The 16651-nt window shown below is 64.2% G+C and carries 13 protein-coding genes; 10 read left to right on the top strand and 3 right to left on the bottom strand.

Going from position 1 to position 16651, the window contains the following annotated elements; all coding sequences use genetic code 11:
• Positions 1–79: 79 nt before the first annotated feature.
• Positions 80–3727: a trifunctional transcriptional regulator/proline dehydrogenase/L-glutamate gamma-semialdehyde dehydrogenase gene (putA, locus tag AC1DIX_RS08100; protein ID WP_477323429.1), complete on the top strand. Its 3648-nt coding sequence runs from the start codon at positions 80–82 to the stop codon at positions 3725–3727.
• Between the two features lie 79 nt (positions 3728–3806).
• A complete protein-coding gene (gene ald / locus AC1DIX_RS08095; RefSeq protein WP_477253817.1) occupies positions 3807–4922 on the top strand; it encodes an alanine dehydrogenase in 1116 nt (371 codons plus the stop codon).
• Here ald and AC1DIX_RS08090 read toward each other — a convergent pair.
• Positions 4892–5674 (bottom strand): 5'-methylthioadenosine/adenosylhomocysteine nucleosidase, encoded by a 783-nt coding sequence (locus AC1DIX_RS08090; RefSeq protein ID WP_477323427.1) that lies wholly within the window; start codon positions 5672–5674, stop codon positions 4892–4894. The two genes, ald and AC1DIX_RS08090, sit on opposite strands and share 31 nt — an antisense overlap.
• A 145-nt stretch (positions 5675–5819) precedes the next feature.
• On the bottom strand, positions 5820–6251 hold the full coding sequence (locus tag AC1DIX_RS08085; RefSeq protein WP_477323425.1) for a hypothetical protein: 432 nt from the start codon (positions 6249–6251) through the stop codon (positions 5820–5822).
• Positions 6252–7012: 761 nt separating this feature from the next.
• Here AC1DIX_RS08085 and AC1DIX_RS08080 point away from each other — a divergent pair.
• From AC1DIX_RS08080 to AC1DIX_RS08050, 7 genes are all read left to right on the top strand, one after another.
• Positions 7013–8674, top strand: coding sequence for a GMC family oxidoreductase (locus AC1DIX_RS08080; protein WP_477253811.1), 1662 nt, complete (start codon positions 7013–7015; stop codon positions 8672–8674).
• Positions 8675–8749: 75 nt separating this feature from the next.
• Complete coding sequence (locus tag AC1DIX_RS08075) at positions 8750–9517, top strand: ABC transporter ATP-binding protein (protein ID WP_477253809.1); 768 nt, start codon at positions 8750–8752, stop codon at positions 9515–9517.
• Positions 9517–10233, top strand: a complete 717-nt coding sequence (locus tag AC1DIX_RS08070; RefSeq protein WP_442123915.1) for an ABC transporter ATP-binding protein — start codon at positions 9517–9519, stop codon at positions 10231–10233. Before AC1DIX_RS08075 ends, AC1DIX_RS08070 begins: the two co-directional genes overlap by 1 nt.
• A gap of 29 nt (positions 10234–10262) precedes the next feature.
• Positions 10263–11474: an ABC transporter substrate-binding protein gene (locus AC1DIX_RS08065; protein WP_477323422.1), complete on the top strand. Its 1212-nt coding sequence runs from the start codon at positions 10263–10265 to the stop codon at positions 11472–11474.
• A gap of 154 nt (positions 11475–11628) precedes the next feature.
• The gene (locus tag AC1DIX_RS08060) at positions 11629–12513 is read left to right on the top strand and encodes a branched-chain amino acid ABC transporter permease (protein ID WP_442123913.1); all 885 of its coding nucleotides are present in this window, start codon (positions 11629–11631) and stop codon (positions 12511–12513) included.
• A gap of 1 nt (position 12514) precedes the next feature.
• Positions 12515–13498 carry a branched-chain amino acid ABC transporter permease gene (locus AC1DIX_RS08055; RefSeq protein ID WP_477323420.1) on the top strand — a complete coding sequence of 328 codons (984 nt, stop codon included), beginning with the start codon at positions 12515–12517 and terminating at the stop codon, positions 13496–13498.
• A 15-nt stretch (positions 13499–13513) separates the two neighbouring features.
• Positions 13514–14347, top strand: a complete 834-nt coding sequence (locus tag AC1DIX_RS08050; RefSeq protein WP_442123911.1) for an alpha/beta fold hydrolase — start codon at positions 13514–13516, stop codon at positions 14345–14347.
• Positions 14348–14402: 55 nt separating this feature from the next.
• Here AC1DIX_RS08050 and AC1DIX_RS08045 read toward each other — a convergent pair whose 3' ends face one another.
• Positions 14403–15560, bottom strand: a complete 1158-nt coding sequence (locus AC1DIX_RS08045; protein ID WP_477323555.1) for an iron-containing alcohol dehydrogenase — start codon at positions 15558–15560, stop codon at positions 14403–14405.
• A 112-nt stretch (positions 15561–15672) separates the two neighbouring features.
• On the opposite strand from AC1DIX_RS08045, the gene AC1DIX_RS08040 reads away from it, so the two are divergent.
• On the top strand, positions 15673–16443 hold the full coding sequence (locus tag AC1DIX_RS08040; RefSeq protein ID WP_477323417.1) for a sulfite exporter TauE/SafE family protein: 771 nt from the start codon (positions 15673–15675) through the stop codon (positions 16441–16443).
• The last annotated feature ends 208 nt before the right edge of the window (positions 16444–16651 follow it).

Below are 16651 nucleotides of genomic sequence, written 5' to 3'. Positions count from 1 at the left end.
CGCCGGCCATCGCCCGATGGACCGGCGCTTTGCACATGTGAGCCCGGTCCCGATTTTTATTCTTTTTCCCAGAACTTCCATGAACATTGCCGCCACCCCGGCCATCACCTTCGTTCCCTTCGACGCCCTGCAGGCCGAGACCAAACGCGAACAGACCCCGCTGCGCGCCGCGATCACCGCCGCCTACCGCCGCGACGAGGCCCAGGCCGTCGAATGGCTGCTGTCCCAGGGCGCAGCCGCTTCCGCCGACGCCTATATGCTGGCGCACCGCCTGGTCTCGGCCGTGCGCGAAAAGCGCACCCGCTCCTCCGGCGTGGACGCGCTGATGCACGAATTCTCGCTGTCGTCGGAAGAGGGCGTGGCCCTGATGTGCCTGGCGGAAGCCCTGCTGCGCATTCCGGACAGCGACACCGCCGACCGTCTGATCGCCGACAAGATCAGCAAGGGCGACTGGAAGAAGCACCTGGGCGAATCACCGTCGCTGTTCGTGAACGCCGCGACCTGGGGCCTGCTCATCACCGGCAAGCTGGTCTCGAGCAGCAGCGAAAAGGGTCTCGGTTCGGCGCTGACCCGCCTGATCGCCAAGGGCGGCGAACCGCTGATCCGCAAGGGCGTCGACATGGCCATGCGCATGCTGGGCAACCAGTTCGTGACCGGCCAGACCATCGCCGAAGCGCTGAAGAACAGCCGGGAGAATGAAACCCGCGGCTACCGCTACTCCTACGACATGCTGGGCGAAGCGGCGCTGACGGAACTCGACGCCGAAAACTACTACGCCTCCTACGAAGCCGCGATCCACGCGATCGGCAAGGCCTCGAACGGCCGCGGCATCAAGGACGGTCCGGGCATCTCGATCAAGCTGTCGGCCCTGCACGCGAGATACAGCCGCGCACAATACGCCCGCGTGATGGGTGAGCTGCTGCCGCGCGTGAAAAAACTGGTGCTGCTGGCCAAGCAGTACAACATCGGCATCAATATCGACGCCGAGGAAGCCGACCGCCTCGAGATTTCGCTGGACATGCTGGAAGCGCTGGCCTTCGACGTCGAACTGGCTGGATTCGAAGGCATCGGCCTGGTGATCCAGGCTTACCAGAAACGCTGCCCCTTCGTGATCGACTACGTGGTCGACCTCGCGCGCCGCAGCGGCCGCAAGTTCATGGTGCGCCTGGTGAAAGGCGCCTACTGGGACGCCGAGATCAAGCGCGCCCAGGTCGACGGCCTGCCCGGCTATCCGGTCTACACGCGCAAGGTGTACACCGACGTTTCGTACCTGACCTGCGCGAAAAAGCTGCTGGCCGCGACCGACGTCATCTACGCCCAGTTCGCGACCCACAACGCGCACACCTTATCCGTGATCTACACCTGGGCCAAGGCCGACGGTGTGTCGAACTACGAGTTCCAGTGCCTGCACGGCATGGGCGAAACCCTGTACGACCAGGTCGTGGGCGCCGATAAGCTCGGTAAGGCCTGCCGCATCTACGCGCCGGTCGGTTCGCACGAAACCCTGCTGGCCTACCTGGTGCGCCGCCTGCTGGAAAACGGCGCCAACTCGTCCTTCGTGAACCAGATCGTCGACGAGAGCGTGCCGATCGACACCCTGCTGGCCGATCCCTTCGAGCAGGCGCGCGCCGCCAAATGCCTGCCGCATCCGCGCATTCCGCTGCCGCTCGACCTGTACGGCGCCGAACGCAAGAACTCCACCGGCCTCGACCTGGCCAACGAAGACGTGCTGCGCGCCCTGGCGGCCGAGCTTGCCACGCGGCGCCAGTACCTGGCGGCGCCGCTGGTCGACGGTCCGCTGAATGCCGTGGGCGCCGTCAACGTGATCAACCCAGCGCAATCGGCCGATATCGTCGGCCAGGTGACCGAAGCGACGGTCGCCGACGTCGACACCGCGCTGCAGGCGGCCGCGCAAGCCTTCCCTGCCTGGGAGGGCCTGGGCGCCGGCGCCCGCGCCGACATCATCGCCAGGGTCGGCAGCCTGTTCGAACGCGATATGGGCGAGCTGATGGCCCTGGCCGTGCGCGAAGCCGGCAAATCGCTGCCGAACGCGATCGCCGAGATCCGCGAGGCGGTCGACTTCCTTCGCTACTACGCGAACGAGATCCGCGAAAGCGGCGACGCACCGGCACTGGGTTCGGTGACCTGCATCAGCCCGTGGAACTTCCCGCTGGCGATCTTCACGGGCCAGGTGGCGGCTGCGCTGGCCGCCGGCAACGTGGTGCTGGCCAAGCCGGCCGAGCAGACCCCGCTGATCGCCTGGCGCGCCGTGCAGCTGTTCCACGAAGCCGGCGTGCCGGYGGGCGCGCTGCAGCTGCTGCCGGGCCGCGGCGAAACCGTGGGTGCCGCCCTGACCTCCGATGCGCGTGTGAAGGCCGTGATCTTCACCGGTTCGACCGAAGTCGCCCAGCTGATCAACCGCACCCTGGCCGAACGCGCCCAGCGCGAAGGCTATGACATTCCCTTGATTGCCGAAACCGGCGGCCAGAACGCGCTGATCGTGGATTCCTCGGCGCTGCCGGAGCAGGTGGTGCAGGACGTGCTGAGCTCGGCGTTCGACAGCGCCGGCCAGCGCTGCTCGGCCCTGCGCGTGCTGTTCCTGCAGGAAGACATTGCGGATAAAACCATCAAGATGCTGAAGGGCGCGATGCAGGAACTGCGCGTCGGCGTACCGGACCGCCTGGCCACCGACATCGGCCCGGTGATCGACCGCGAAGCCCAGCAAAACCTGCTGGCCCACATCGAACGTACCAAGGCCAGCGCCAAGGCCCATTTTGCGCTGGAGCTGCCGGCGGCGCTCGAGGCCCAGGGCACCTTCGTGCCGCCGACCGTGCTGGAAATCGGCTCGATGGCGGAACTGCAGCGCGAAGTCTTCGGTCCGGTGCTGCACATCGTGCGCTACCGCCGCGCGGACCTGGGCAAGGTGGTCGACACCATCAACGGCACCGGCTACGGCCTGACTTTGGGCGTGCATTCGCGCATCGACGAGACCATCGATTTCATCGTCTCGCGCGCCCACGTCGGCAATATCTACGTGAACCGTAACATCGTCGGCGCCGTGGTAGGCGTGCAGCCTTTCGGCGGCGAGGGCAAATCGGGCACCGGTCCGAAGGCCGGCGGTCCGCTCTACCTGAAGCGCCTGCAGAAGGACGCCGCAGCGCTGCTGCAGCGTGCGCGCCACAGCAACCCGGCGCTGGACGCCCTGATGGGCTGGGCGCAGGCGAACGGCCATGGCGATATCGCCGTGCTGGCCGAGCAATACGCCACCACGACCCTGGACGGCATCAGCCTCACTTTGCCGGGCCCGACCGGCGAGCGCAATGTGCTCGGCTTCGTGCCGCGCGGCGCCATCCTGTGCGCGGCCAGCGGGACGAAAGGCCTGCTGAACCAGCTGGCGGCGGTGCTGGTCACCGGCAACCGCGCCCTGGTGCTGGCGGATGCGCGCGACCCGGTGCTGGCGACCCTGCCGGCGGAAGTGAGGGAGCGCCTGCGCTTCATCGGTGAAGCCGAGCTGGACAGCGTCGAGATCCAGATGGCGATGGTCGAACGCGGTTTGAAAGGAAATCTGCAGGCGACACTGGCGGCCCGTCCCGGCGCCATCGTCGGCATCGTCGATACCCAGCCGGACCGGCCGGCCGCCCTGTGGCGGCTGGTGGCCGAACGGGCCCTGTGCGTCAACACGACGGCGGCTGGCGGTAACGCAAGCCTGATGACGCTGAGCTTGTAATCATAAGAAGAAATGACCGGGGCGCACGCCCCGGTTTTCACATGCGCAGTCGTTTGAGTTGTTCAACTTGGAGGTAGACATGCTAGTTGGCGTTCCAAAGGAAATCAAAAACCATGAATATCGCGTCGGCCTGACCCCGCCCAGCGTCCACGAACTGGTGGCGCGTGGACATCAGGTCCTKGTCCAGGCCGGCGCTGGGGCCGAGATCGGCCTGACAGACGAGCAATACGTGGCGGCGGGTGCAAGCATCGTCGCCGGCGCGCAGGAGATTTTTGCGCGCGCGGACATGATCGTGAAGGTCAAGGAGCCGCAGCCACAGGAATGCGCGATGCTGCGCGAAGGCCAGATCCTGTACACCTATCTGCACCTGGCGCCGGATCCGGAGCAGACCGCGGCCCTGGTGAAGTCGGGCGCCGTCTGCATCGCCTACGAAACCATCACCGGCCCCGGGGGCGGCCTGCCGCTGCTGGCGCCGATGAGCGAGGTGGCGGGACGGATGTCGATCCAGGCCGGCGCCAGCCACTTGGAAAAATCGAAGGGCGGCATGGGCCTGCTGCTGGGCGGCGTGCCGGGCGTGGCGCCGGGTCATGTGGTGATCATCGGCGCCGGCGTGGTCGGTACGAATGCGCTGCAGATGGCGGTCGGCACCGGCGCCCGGGTCACCGTTCTCGATAAAAACGTCGATCGCCTGCGCCAGCTCGACCTGGTCTACGGCAACCGCATCGCCACCCTGTACTCGAACGCCCACGCGATCGAGGAAGCAGTGCTGACGGCCGACCTGGTGATCGGCGGCGTGCTGGTGCCCGGTGCGGCGGCGCCGAAGCTGGTGACGCGCAGCATGGTTTCGCGCATGAAGAAGGGCGCGGTGGTGGTCGACGTCGCGATCGACCAGGGCGGCTGCTTCGAGACCTCGCATCCGACCACGCACACCGATCCGACCTTCGTGGTCGACGGCGTGGTGCACTACTGCGTGGCGAACATGCCGGGCGCGGTGGCGCGGACCTCGACCTTCGCCTTGAACAACGCCACCATCGGCCATGCGGTCGCGCTGGCCACCAAGGGCTGGCGGCAGGCGCTGCGCGACGATCCGCACCTGAAAAACGGCCTGAACGTCTGCCAGGGCAAGGTGAGCTATGCGGCGGTGGCGAAAGACCTCGGCTACGACTACGTGCCGGCCGACACCCTGTTGGCCTGATTGCTCGCCTGACAGAACTGCCTGACGATGTAAAAGGCATACTGCGCGGCCACCGACTTCACGAAACGCATGAAGTCGGTGGCCGCGTTTTCATTGGCATTGTCGGAAATCGTGCGGATCACGCCGAAGGGGATGCCCAGCTCGAAACACACCTGCGCGACCGCGGCGCCTTCCATTTCCACCGCCAGCAGACCCGGCAGAGCCTCGCCAAGGGCCCGGATACGCTCCCTGTGGCTGACGAACTGGTCGCCGCTACCGACGAGACCACGGTGCACCCGCGGCGCCTGTAGCCCGAATACGGCCCTTTCCTGGGCATCGATGGCCTGGACGAGATCACGCTCGAGGAAGTACTGGGCGGCATGACCGAGTTCCAGCGCCATCTGGCGGTCGCTGGAAAAATGGCTCAGGCCCGTCAACGGTACCTCGTGACGCGGAAACAGCGGACTCGCATCCATGTCGTGCTGGACCAGGGATTCGGCTACCACGATGTCGCCGACACGCACCGAAGCATCGCCGGAACCGGCCACACCGGTAAAGAGGATGTGCGTAACTCCGAACTTCTCCACAAGCGTGGTGGCTGTCATGGCAGCCGCAACCTTGCCTATACGCGATAGAACGGCCACAGCGTCGATTTCCCAGAGTTTTCCTACCCAGTACTCACGCATACCGTGGATGAGCTTGTAGGGCCCTTCCATGGCTTCTACGAGCCCCTGCTGTTCTTCGTGCAAGGCACTGATGATCCCTAATCGCATGTTTTTTCTGTCCTGGATGGCCTGGATGGCGGGTTGACGGCGGTTTTGCTGCCCAGTGTTTTAATAAAACAAGATGTATATAAAAACTGGTAGTAGATAGTAAACGCCGCTTCTGCTGTGGATAAGAGGAGATTTGTCTACAGCGTCAACGGTTTACGTGCTGCCGGATGAGCTGGAAAAACATTGTATCCAGCTTGAACCGATCTTGGACAAAAACGCTTTGGCCAGCAAAAAACTGGCTTCTGCACATTTGCCGCTGTGGATATGCAGGCGTTTTTCCACAGACGATGTGGTTTTGCAGCTGATTGGGCAGCTGAACTTGCCAGTTTTGCATGTGGTTCAGCAAAAGCTTCAGCAGAAACGGCTGTGCAGCGGCCGCGTTTGCCTGATCCGCTGGCGTTCGCGTCGTCTCGTCATCTTTCCTGCTCGCTCTTCCTTGTCTGCAGTCCAGATTCGCCATTCCCTGCGATGGACGTCGCATCGCGTTCTTCCTGTAGACCAATCGGGCGTTTGCCGAGTAGCGGCCTTGCCATCTGTCGCCAGCGACAGCGAAGCGCGATTTTTCCGTCTTGTCCACGCAGAGTCGCTTCTTTGTTTTAGTTAACTTGAATAGATATATAAATTGGTAGTGATAGTAAACGTTGCCGGATCTGTGGATAAGGCCGATTTTCCCCACATGCTCAAGGGTTTACCTGTGATCGAAGCTGCTGAACAAGGCTTGTTTCCGGCGGGGACCAAAACTGGACAAAAAACCGGTTGTGGCCAAGTCGGGTGGTTTCGCACATTCGCTCCTGTGGATATTCATGGGTTTGTCCACAGAGCGGATGGTTTCGGTGTTTGCGGGCATGGTCGAAGCCGGTTTTTTCGGACGCTGAGGCGGCGTTGCCGGAGTCGGAAATTTTTTTAGCCAGGAAATGGTCGGCAAGACTGGATCATTTACCAGTCGTTGCGGTCGAAGCCGGGTGAGTCGTCGTGCTGTGGCCTGGCCGAAGTCGAAAATTTTTTTTTCGGCCAGGGCCGGCTTTTGAAAAGGGTCCTCAGGTTTACCCCCAAAAGTATGTATACAGAATAGTGGTAATAGTTAACGGGGGGTCTCATCTGTGGATAACCCCGGTTTTGTCCACAAGATCAGGCGTTTACGCGCCGCATAAGGCGGTGGACCTGCCTTGTATGTGCCTGGTGGAAAATATGGATAAAAAATCCCGCTGTGCGGAAAGTGCGGTTTTCGCACATTCCGTACCTGTGGATATACAAAAGCTTATCCACAGTTGCCGCAGCTTGACGATCTGGTAAGCTTGATGAAGCGAAGCATCAACCGTGTGACATGGAGGGGGCAGCGTGGAATCGGCAGGGGAATACGACTACATCATCGTGGGCGCCGGCACCGCCGGTTGCGTGCTCGCCAACCGCCTGACCCGCAAGCCGGATGTCGAGGTCTTGCTGATCGAGGCAGGCGGCAAGGACGACTACCTGTGGATCCACATTCCGGTCGGCTATCTCTACTGCATCGACAATCCGCGCACCGACTGGCTGTTCCGCACCGAATCCGATCCCGGACTGGCCGGGCGCTCGCTGATCTACCCGCGCGGCAAGGTGCTGGGCGGGTCGTCTTCGATCAACGGCATGATCTATATGCGCGGCCAGGCCGGCGATTACGACCGCTGGGCCGAGGTCAGCGGCGATCCGTCCTGGCGCTGGGAAAACGTGCTTCCCCTGTTCCGGCAGAGCGAAGACCATCACGGCGGCGCCAGCGAGATCCACGGCAGCGGCGGCGAATGGCGGGTCGAGCGCCAGCGCCTGTCCTGGGAAATCCTGGATGCCTTCCGCGAGGCGGCCGCCCAGAACGGCATTCCGAAAGTTGCGGATTTCAACGGCGGCGATAACGCCGGCTGTGCCTATTTCGAAGTCAACCAGCGCCGCGGCATCCGCCTGAACACGGCCAAGGCCTTCCTGAAACCCGCTTCGCAGCGCCCGAACCTGACCATCATGACCGGCTGCCACGTGGAAAAGCTGCTCATCGAAGCGACCGAGCAGGGCAAGGTCTGCCGCGGCGTGCAATTTACCGGCGGCGGACGGGCCTTCAGCGCCAGCGCGCGCCGCGAAACCTTGCTTGCCGCCGGCGCGATCGGCTCGCCGCACATCCTGCAGCTGTCCGGCATCGGCCCAGCCGTCAGCCTGGCCAGGCAGGGCATCGAACCGCTGGTCGATTCCCCGGGCGTCGGCGAAAACCTGCAGGACCATCTGCAGCTGCGCATGGTCTACCGCATCACCGGCGCGCCCTCGCTGAACACGACGGCCTCGAGCTGGTTCGGCAAGGCGAAGATCGGCCTGGAATACATGCTGTTCCAGAGCGGACCGATGTCGATGGCGCCGTCCCAGCTGGGCGCATTCGCCCGTTCCGACGCGAGCCAGGTGTCGCCGAATCTGCAATACCACGTGCAGCCGCTGTCGCTGGACAAGTTCGGCGACCCGCTGCACGGCTTTCCCGCCTTCACCGCCAGCGTCTGCAACCTGCGCCCGAGCTCGCGCGGCCACGTACGCGCCGCCTCGAACGACAGCTACGCGCCGCCGAAAATCACGCCGAACTACCTGAGTACGCCGGAAGACCGGCAAGTGGCGGCGCAGGCGCTGGCGCTGACCCGGCGCATCGTGGCCTCGCCGGCGCTGGCCAAGTACCGGCCGGAAGAATTCAAACCGGGTCCGCACTACCGCACGGAAGAGGAACTCGCCGAGGCTGCCAGCCTGATCGGCACCACGATCTTCCACCCGGTCGGCACCTGCAAGATGGGCAGGCGCGAGGATCCGATGGCGGTGGTCGACAGCGAATTGCGGGTCAAGGGCGTGCACGGCCTGCGCGTGGTCGACGCTTCCGTCATGCCTTTCATCACTTCCGGCAACACGAATTCGCCCACCCTGATGATCGCCGAGAAGACGGCCCAGCTGATCGCCGCGCAGGGTGCGCAAAAATGCACAACGGGTTTGCGTTTGTACAGTACGTGACACGGACGCAGCGGCAAACGATGTGTTGTATCTTGGGGAATCCTGAAAATATGTAAGTTTGGCAATGGAGGAGTGATGGCGGACGTCATTCTGGAGACGCGCGAGCTGACCAAGGAGTTCAAGGGTTTTACGGCGGTCAGCAGCGTCGACCTGCAGGTGCAGCGCGGCCATATTCATGCGCTGATCGGCCCCAACGGCGCCGGCAAGACCACCTGTTTCAACCTGCTGACCAAGTTCCTGGTGCCATCCTCGGGCCGGATCCTGTTCAACGGGCGCGACATCACAGGCGCGAAACCGGCCCAGATCGCCCGCATGGGCATCATCCGTTCCTTCCAGATCTCGGCCGTCTTTCCCCACCTGACGGTGCTGGAAAACGTCCGCATCGGCCTGCAGCGCGCGCTGGGCACGAGTTTCCATTTCTGGCGCAGCGAACGCTCCCTCGACCAGCTGAACCAGCGCGCGATGGCGCTGCTCGAGGAAGTCGACCTCGGCAGCTTTGCCGATACGCTGACCGCCGATCTGCCCTACGGCCGCAAGCGCGCGCTCGAGATCGCCACTACCCTGGGCATGGAGCCGGAACTGATGCTGCTCGACGAACCGACCCAGGGCATGGGCCACGAAGACGTGCACCGGGTGACGGAACTGATCAAAAAAGTGTCGGCCGGCCGCACGATCCTGATGGTCGAGCACAATATGAACGTGGTGTCCGGCATCTGCGACCGCATCTCGGTGCTGCAGCGCGGCGCCATTTTGGCCGAGGGAAACTATGCCGAAGTCTCGCGTAATCCACAGGTGATGGAAGCCTACATGGGCACCGAAGCGCCACTCGAAGGAGCGCACTGATGGCGGCGGCACTGGAAATCCAGGGCTTGCAGGCCTGGTACGGCGAATCGCACATCCTGCACGACGTCTCCCTGTCCGTCGACGAGGGCGAGGTCGTGACCCTGCTCGGCCGCAACGGCGCGGGACGCACGACGACCCTGCGCGCCATCATGGGCCTGACCGGCACGCGGCGCGGCTCGATCCGCATCCACGGCACCGAGGCCATCCACCTTCCCACCTACAAGATCGCCCACCTCGGCATCGGCTATTGTCCGGAAGAGCGCGGCATCTTTTCCTCGCTGTCGACCGAGGAAAACCTGCTGCTGCCGCCCGTGCTGGCGGCCTCGAAGGGCAGGGCGGCCGGCATGTCGCTGGACGAGATCTACGAGATGTTCCCGAACCTGTACGAGCGCCGAAACAGCCAGGGCACGCGGCTGTCCGGCGGCGAGCAGCAGATGCTGGCGGTGGCGCGCATCCTGCGCACCGGCGCGCGGCTGCTGCTGCTGGACGAGATCTCGGAAGGCCTGGCGCCCGTCATCGTGCAGGCCCTGGCCCGCATGATCACGACCCTGAAAGCCAAGGGCTACACGATCGTGATGGTGGAACAGAACTTTCGCTTCGCGGCGCCGCTGGCCGACCGCTTCTACGTGATGGAGCACGGCCAGATCGTCAAGACCATCCACGCGGCCGAGCTGCAGGCCAGCATGCCCGAACTCACCGAATTGCTAGGCGTTTGAATAACAACTTTCATTAACGGAGACGACCCATGAAACGCACCGCCATTGCCACCGCCATCGCCGCCACCGCCGCGGCCGCCTTTTTGTCCATTCCCGCCCAGGCCCAGGTCTCGGGCGACACCATCAAGATCGGCATGATCACCGACCTGTCCGGTGTCTACTCGGACATCGACGGCAACGGCGGCGCCGAAGCGGTGCGCATGGCGATCGCCGACATGGGCGGCGCCATCAACGGCAAGAAGATCCAGTTCATCGTCGCCGACCACCAGAACAAGGCGGACATCGCCGCCAGCAAGGCGAGGGAATGGTTCGACCAGCAGGGCGTCGACATGCTGATCGGCGGCACCAACTCGGGCGCCAGCCTGGCGATGGCCAAGGTTGCCGCGGAAAAGAAAAAAGTCTTCATCGCCATCGGCGCCGGTTCGGCCAGGCTCACCAACGAGGAATGCTCGCCCTACACCGTGCACTACGCCTACGACACCGTGGCGCTGGCGCGCGGCACCGGCGCCACCATGGTCAAGCAGGGCGGCAAGTCCTGGTATTTCCTGACCGCCGACTACGCCTTCGGCCAGTCGCTGGAGAAGGACACCACCGAGGTCATCAAGGCCAACGGCGGCACCGTGCTCGGCAGCGTGAAGCACCCGCTGGGCGCCTCCGACTTCTCGTCCTTCCTGCTGCAGGCCCAGTCCTCCAAGGCCCAGGTGCTGGGCCTGGCGAATGCTGGCGGCGACTTCATCAACTCCGTCAAGGCCGCCAACGAATTCGGCCTGACCAAGAAGATGAAGGTGGCCGGCCTGCTGGTGTTCATCAACGATATCCACACCCTCGGCCTGAACACGACCCAGGGCCTGTACCTGACCGACGGCTGGTACTGGGACCAGAACGACACCACCCGCGCCTGGTCGAAGCGCTACTTCGCCAAGATGAAGAAGCAGCCCTCGATGCTGCAGGCGGCCGACTACTCGGCCACGACGAACTACCTGAACGCAGTGAAGGCGGTCGGCAGCGACGACGCCGACAAGGTCATGGCCCACCTGAAAAAGACCAAGATCAACGACATGTTCGCCAAGAACGGCGAAATCCGCCCGGACGGCCGCATGGTCTACGACATGTACCTGATGCAGGTCAAAACACCGAAGGAATCGAAGGGGGCCTGGGACTACTACAAGGTTGTGGCGACCATTCCGGGTTCGCAGGCTTACACGACCAAGGCGGAATCGAAGTGCGCGGCGTGGAAGTAATCAGCTGACTGTCGCTCCCGGCATTGCCGGAACCGACTTCCCGCGCAGGCGGGAAACCAAGTTCGTAGCGACCATGGACGCCTGGATCCCCGCCTTCGCGGGGATGACGGGCAGATGTTCGCGGGTATGACATGCTCACTTAGCCTGAACTCATATGGAAATCTTCGGCGTCCCCCTGCAAGCCATGCTGAGCCAGCTCCTGCTGGGCCTGGTCAACGGCTCTTTCTATGCGATGCTGTCGCTGGGCCTGGCCGTCATCTTCGGCCTGCTCAACGTCATCAATTTCTCGCATGGCGCGCTATACATGATGGGCGCCTTTGCCGCCTTCATCGGCGTCACTTCCTTCGGCCTGAACTACTGGGTGATGCTGGTGCTGGCGCCGCTGCTGGTCGGGGTGTTCGGCATCCTGGTCGAGAAGTCGATGCTGCGCTGGCTGTACAAGCTGGACCATCTGTACGGCCTGCTGCTGACCTTCGGCATCACCCTGCTGCTGGAAGGCGTGTTCCGCTCCTTCTACGGCGTTTCCGGCCAGACCCTCGACGTGCCGGAGGCCCTGTCCGGCGCCACCGACCTCGGCTTCATGATCCTGCCGAACTACCGCGCCTGGGTGGTCGCGGCCTCGCTGACGGTCTGCCTGGCGACCTGGTTCGTGATCGAAAAGACGAGATTGGGCGCCTACCTGCGCGCCGGTACCGAGAACCCGAAACTGGTCGAAGCCTTCGGCGTCAACGTGCCGCTGATGGTGACCCTCACCTATGGCTTCGGCGTCGCCCTGGCGGGCTTTGCCGGGGTACTGGCGGCGCCCGTCATCAACGTCACGCCGCTGATGGGCTCCAACCTCATCATCGTCGTGTTCGCCGTGGTCGTGATCGGCGGCATGGGCTCGATCCTCGGTTCCATCGTCACCGGCCTGGGCCTGGGCGTGATCGAGGGCCTGACCCGCGTCTATTACCCGGAAGCGTCGGAGGTGGTGGTGTTCGTCGTGATGGTGATCGTGCTGCTGCTGCGTCCGGCAGGTTTGTTCGGCAAGGAAAAGTGATATGAATCGAAAACTCGGCTACACCCTGGCCCTGCTGGTCGCCCTGGCCGCGCCCTTCGTCGGCTATCCGGTGTTCCTGATGAAGCTGCTGTGCTTCGGCCTGTTCGCCTGCGCCTTCAACCTGCTGATCGGCTATACGGGCCTGCTGTCCTTCGGCCATGCCGCCTTCTTCGGCGGCGCCGGCTACGTGACCGGCTATGCACTGACGGCCTTGGGTCTGCCTTTCGAGGCCGGCCTCGTGCTGGGCGTGCTGGCGGCCGGCGCCATCGGCCTCGTGATGGGTCTGCTGGCGATCCGGCGCCAGGGCATCTATTTCTCGATGATCACCCTGGCGCTGGCCCAGATGGTGTACTTCGGCGCCTTGCGCGCGCCCTTCACGCACGGCGAGGATGGCCTGCAGGGCGTGCCACGCGGCAAGCTGCTGGGCCTGCTCGACCTCGGCAACGATTTGACCATGTACTACGTGGTGCTGGCGCTGTTCGTGGCCGGTTTCGCGCTGATCGTGCGCATCATCCATTCGCCTTTCGGCCAGGTGCTGAAGGCGGTCAAGGAAAACGAGCCACGCGCCATTTCCCTGGGCTACGACGTGGACAAGGTCAAGCTGCTGGCCTTCGTGCTCTCGAGCGCCCTGGCGGGCCTCGCAGGGGCCACCAAGACCGTGGTGCTGGGCTTCGAGACCCTCACCGACGTGCACTGGACCATGTCCGGCCTCGTCATCCTGATGACCCTGGTAGGCGGCATGGGCACGCTGGCCGGGCCGGTGCTGGGCGCCTTCCTGGTTGTCGCCCTCGAAAACAAGCTCGGCGACGTAGGGAACTTCCTCGCCGAAGCGACCCATGTAGAATGGTTTGCGTCACTCGGCGAATCGGTCGGCATCGTTACCGGGCTGATCTTTGTTGCCTGCGTGCTGCTGTTCCGGCGCGGCATCGTCGGCGAGATCGCGGCGGCTTTCAATGCCGCCAAGCGCGGGAGCAGGGCGGCCTAACACACAGGAGGGGCTGTGATCGACGAATCCCTGATGCTGGATGCGAACGGCATCCACATGCACGCCACCACGACCGGGCAGGGGCCGGTGGTCCTCCTCCTGCACGGTTTTCCCGATACCCACATCGTCTGGCGCAAGCAGATACCGGTGCTGGCCCAGGCCGGTTTCCGCGTGCTGGCGCCCGACCTGCGCGGCTACGGCCGCACGGATGCGCCGCCCCACGTGCTCGACTACACCCTCGACAAGATCCGGGCCGACATACTGGGTCTGCTGGATGCGCTGAAGATCGACAAGGTGAGCATCGTCGGCCACGACTGGGGCGGCATCCTCGGCTGGCAGCTGGCGTCCATGGTGCCGCAGCGCGTCGAGCGCCTGGTGGTCCTGTCGACCGGCCATCCGAAGGCGATCGCCCACGCCGGCATCCTGCAGCAGTTGCGGATGGCCTATATCCCGCTGTTCTGCATGCCGGGCATTGCCGAAGCTACGCTGCGCGCGGCCGACTGGTTCGCGCTGCGCCAGTTCACCAGCGAGCCGGGCCAGGCCGATTTCTGGAAGCGCGATCTCGGTCCGCCGGGACGGCTGACTGCGGCGCTGAACTATTACCGCGCCAACCTCAAGCTGGCGCTGCCGCAGTCCTATCCACGCGTCAAAGTGCCGGTGATGGGCATCTGGAGCGACCGCGACCCGGCGCTGGGCGAAAAGCAGATGCGCGATTCGGCGCATTACGTGGATGGCGAATTCCGCTTCGAACGGATCCGCGATGCCGACCACTGGCTGCAGCTGACGGCGCATGAGCGGGTGAATGCCTTGCTGCTGGATTTTCTTGGGGCGAAAAGGAGTACCGTTTAGCTCGTCGTTCCCGGCAATGCCGGGAAGTCGTTTCCGGCAATGCCGGGAACGACAGTTAGAGCGCCGCCGCGTAAATCGCCCGCGCATCCTCGCGCGTCAGCTCCCTCGGATTGTTCCCCAGCAACCTGGTCTGCAGCATCGCATCGTCAGCCAAACGATCCAGGTCGCGTTCCATAATGCCGACCTGCTGCAGCGTCGTCTCGACCCCCGTGATCTTGGCGATCTGCTGCATCGCAACAATCAAGGCCTGGGCGCGCGCCTCTTCGCTGCCGCTGGCGTGGGGCACGACGATGCCGGCCAGTTCCGCATAGTGCCCGCTGGCCACCGGCAGATTGAAACGCAGCACGTGCGGCAGCACGAGCGAGTTCGACAGTCCGTGGGCAACGTGGAAGATGCCGCCGATCGGGTAAGCCAGCGCATGGACGGCGGCCACCGGGGCGTTGGAAAAGGCCTGGCCGGCCAGGCAGGCGCCCAGCAGCATGGCCTGGCGGGCGTCGAGGTCGTGGCCGTTCTCGCAGGCTTTGACGATGTTTGCCGACAGCAGGGACAGCGCCTGGCGCGCCAGCATGTCCGACAGCGGATTCTTCTTGTGGCGGCTGGTATAGGCTTCGATCGCGTGCACYATGGCGTCGATGCCGGTGGCGGCGGTGACCACCGGCGGCAGGCCGACCGTCAGGCTCGCATCCAGCAGCGCCAGGTCGGCGTAGAGCTGGGGAGCGACCACGCCCATCTTGGTGGTCTCGCCGGTGGTGACGATGGCGATGTTGGTGACTTCCGAACCGGTGCCGGCGGTGGTCGGCACCTGCACCAGCGGCAGGCGCTTGCCGGCGACCTTGCCGATGCCGTACATCTCGGCCAGCGGCTGTTCGCTGCCGGCCAGCACCGCGACCAGCTTGGCGACGTCCATCGAGCTGCCGCCGCCCAGGCCGATCACCAGTTCCGTTCCCTGCCTGCGCGCGAAGCGGGCCGCGGCCTCGACCACGGCTTCCGGCGGATCGGCGAGCACGTCCGAATAAACCATCACTTGCATGCCCTGGCGTTCCAGGCTGGCGCGCGGCGGCTCGACCAGGCCGGTGCGCAGGAAGCCGGGATCGGTGACGATCAGCACCCGACGCAGGCCCGGGAAACGTTCGGCGACGAGCTGTCCGAGCCTGAGCGAGGCGCCGGCTTCGGACACGATGCTGGACACGGTGCTGAAGCTGAATGCGGGGATGGCGATACTCATCGACGGCGTCTCCTTGTTGGTTTTGCGTTTGCTCAAGCTTACACCAGCTGGCCTCTTTCATTACCGTACAATGGCGATTTCCCTCTATGCATTTGTTCCCATGTTTGATCTCGTCACCCTGGCCTGCGCGGCCTTTCTTGCCGGTCTAGTCGATGCTGTGGTGGGAGGGGGAGGATTGATCCAGATCCCGGCGATCTTCGCCGTGTTTCCGAAGGAAGTGCCGGCGACCCTGCTGGGAACGAACAAGCTGGCATCGATGTGCGGCACCACGGTCGCGGCGGTGAAATATGCGCGCCGGGTGCAGGTGGCCTGGAGCACGGCGGCGCCGGCAGCCGTCGCCGCCTTCGCCCTGGCCTTCGTCGGCGCCTGGACCGTGACCCGCGTGCCGGGCGACTTCGTGCGCAGCCTGCTGCCGCTGATCCTGCTGGCGGTGGCCGTCTACACCTTCAAGAAAAAGGACTTCGGTTCGGTCCATGCGCCGGTCCACAGCGGCATGACGGAGCGCCTGCTGGCGGTCGGGGTCGGCGCCGCGATCGGCTTTTATGACGGCTTCTTCGGTCCAGGGACCGGCAGCTTCCTGATCTTCCTGTTCGTGCGGTTCTTCGGCTTCGATTTCCTCGGCGCCTCGGCGGCGGCGAAGATCGTCAACGTGGCCTGCAATGTTTCGGCCCTGATCTGGTTCGGCTACAGCGGCCACCTGATCTGGAAACTGGCGGCGGTGATGGCGGTGTGCCAGATCGGCGGCTCGCTGGTCGGTACCCGGCTTGCGCTGAAGCACGGCAGCGGTTTCGTGCGCAAGCTCTTCCTGGTCGTCGTGTCCTTGCTGATTGTAAAGACAGCCTTCGATACCTTCCGCCACCTCGGCTGGTAATGTTTCACGTGAAACAGTGCGGCCTCATCATATCGGTGTGACGGTTATAAGGAGAGTGGGCAACAGCCCGGCGCCGCCGGGCGCGATCAGCCGGCGCCTGCCGGTATCCCAGGCGGCGCTCTAGGCGAAGGCCTTGCCATCCCAGGTCCACCCGGCCATGCACCAGCAATCGCCGGGTCCATGGCCTTTTTGTTCGGACACCAGCTTG

The sequence above is a fragment of the Massilia sp. 05N420 genome (genome assembly GCF_056397205.1).
The sequence above is the reverse complement of the archived record's forward strand: the minus strand, read 5'-3'. Positions and strand labels throughout refer to the sequence as shown.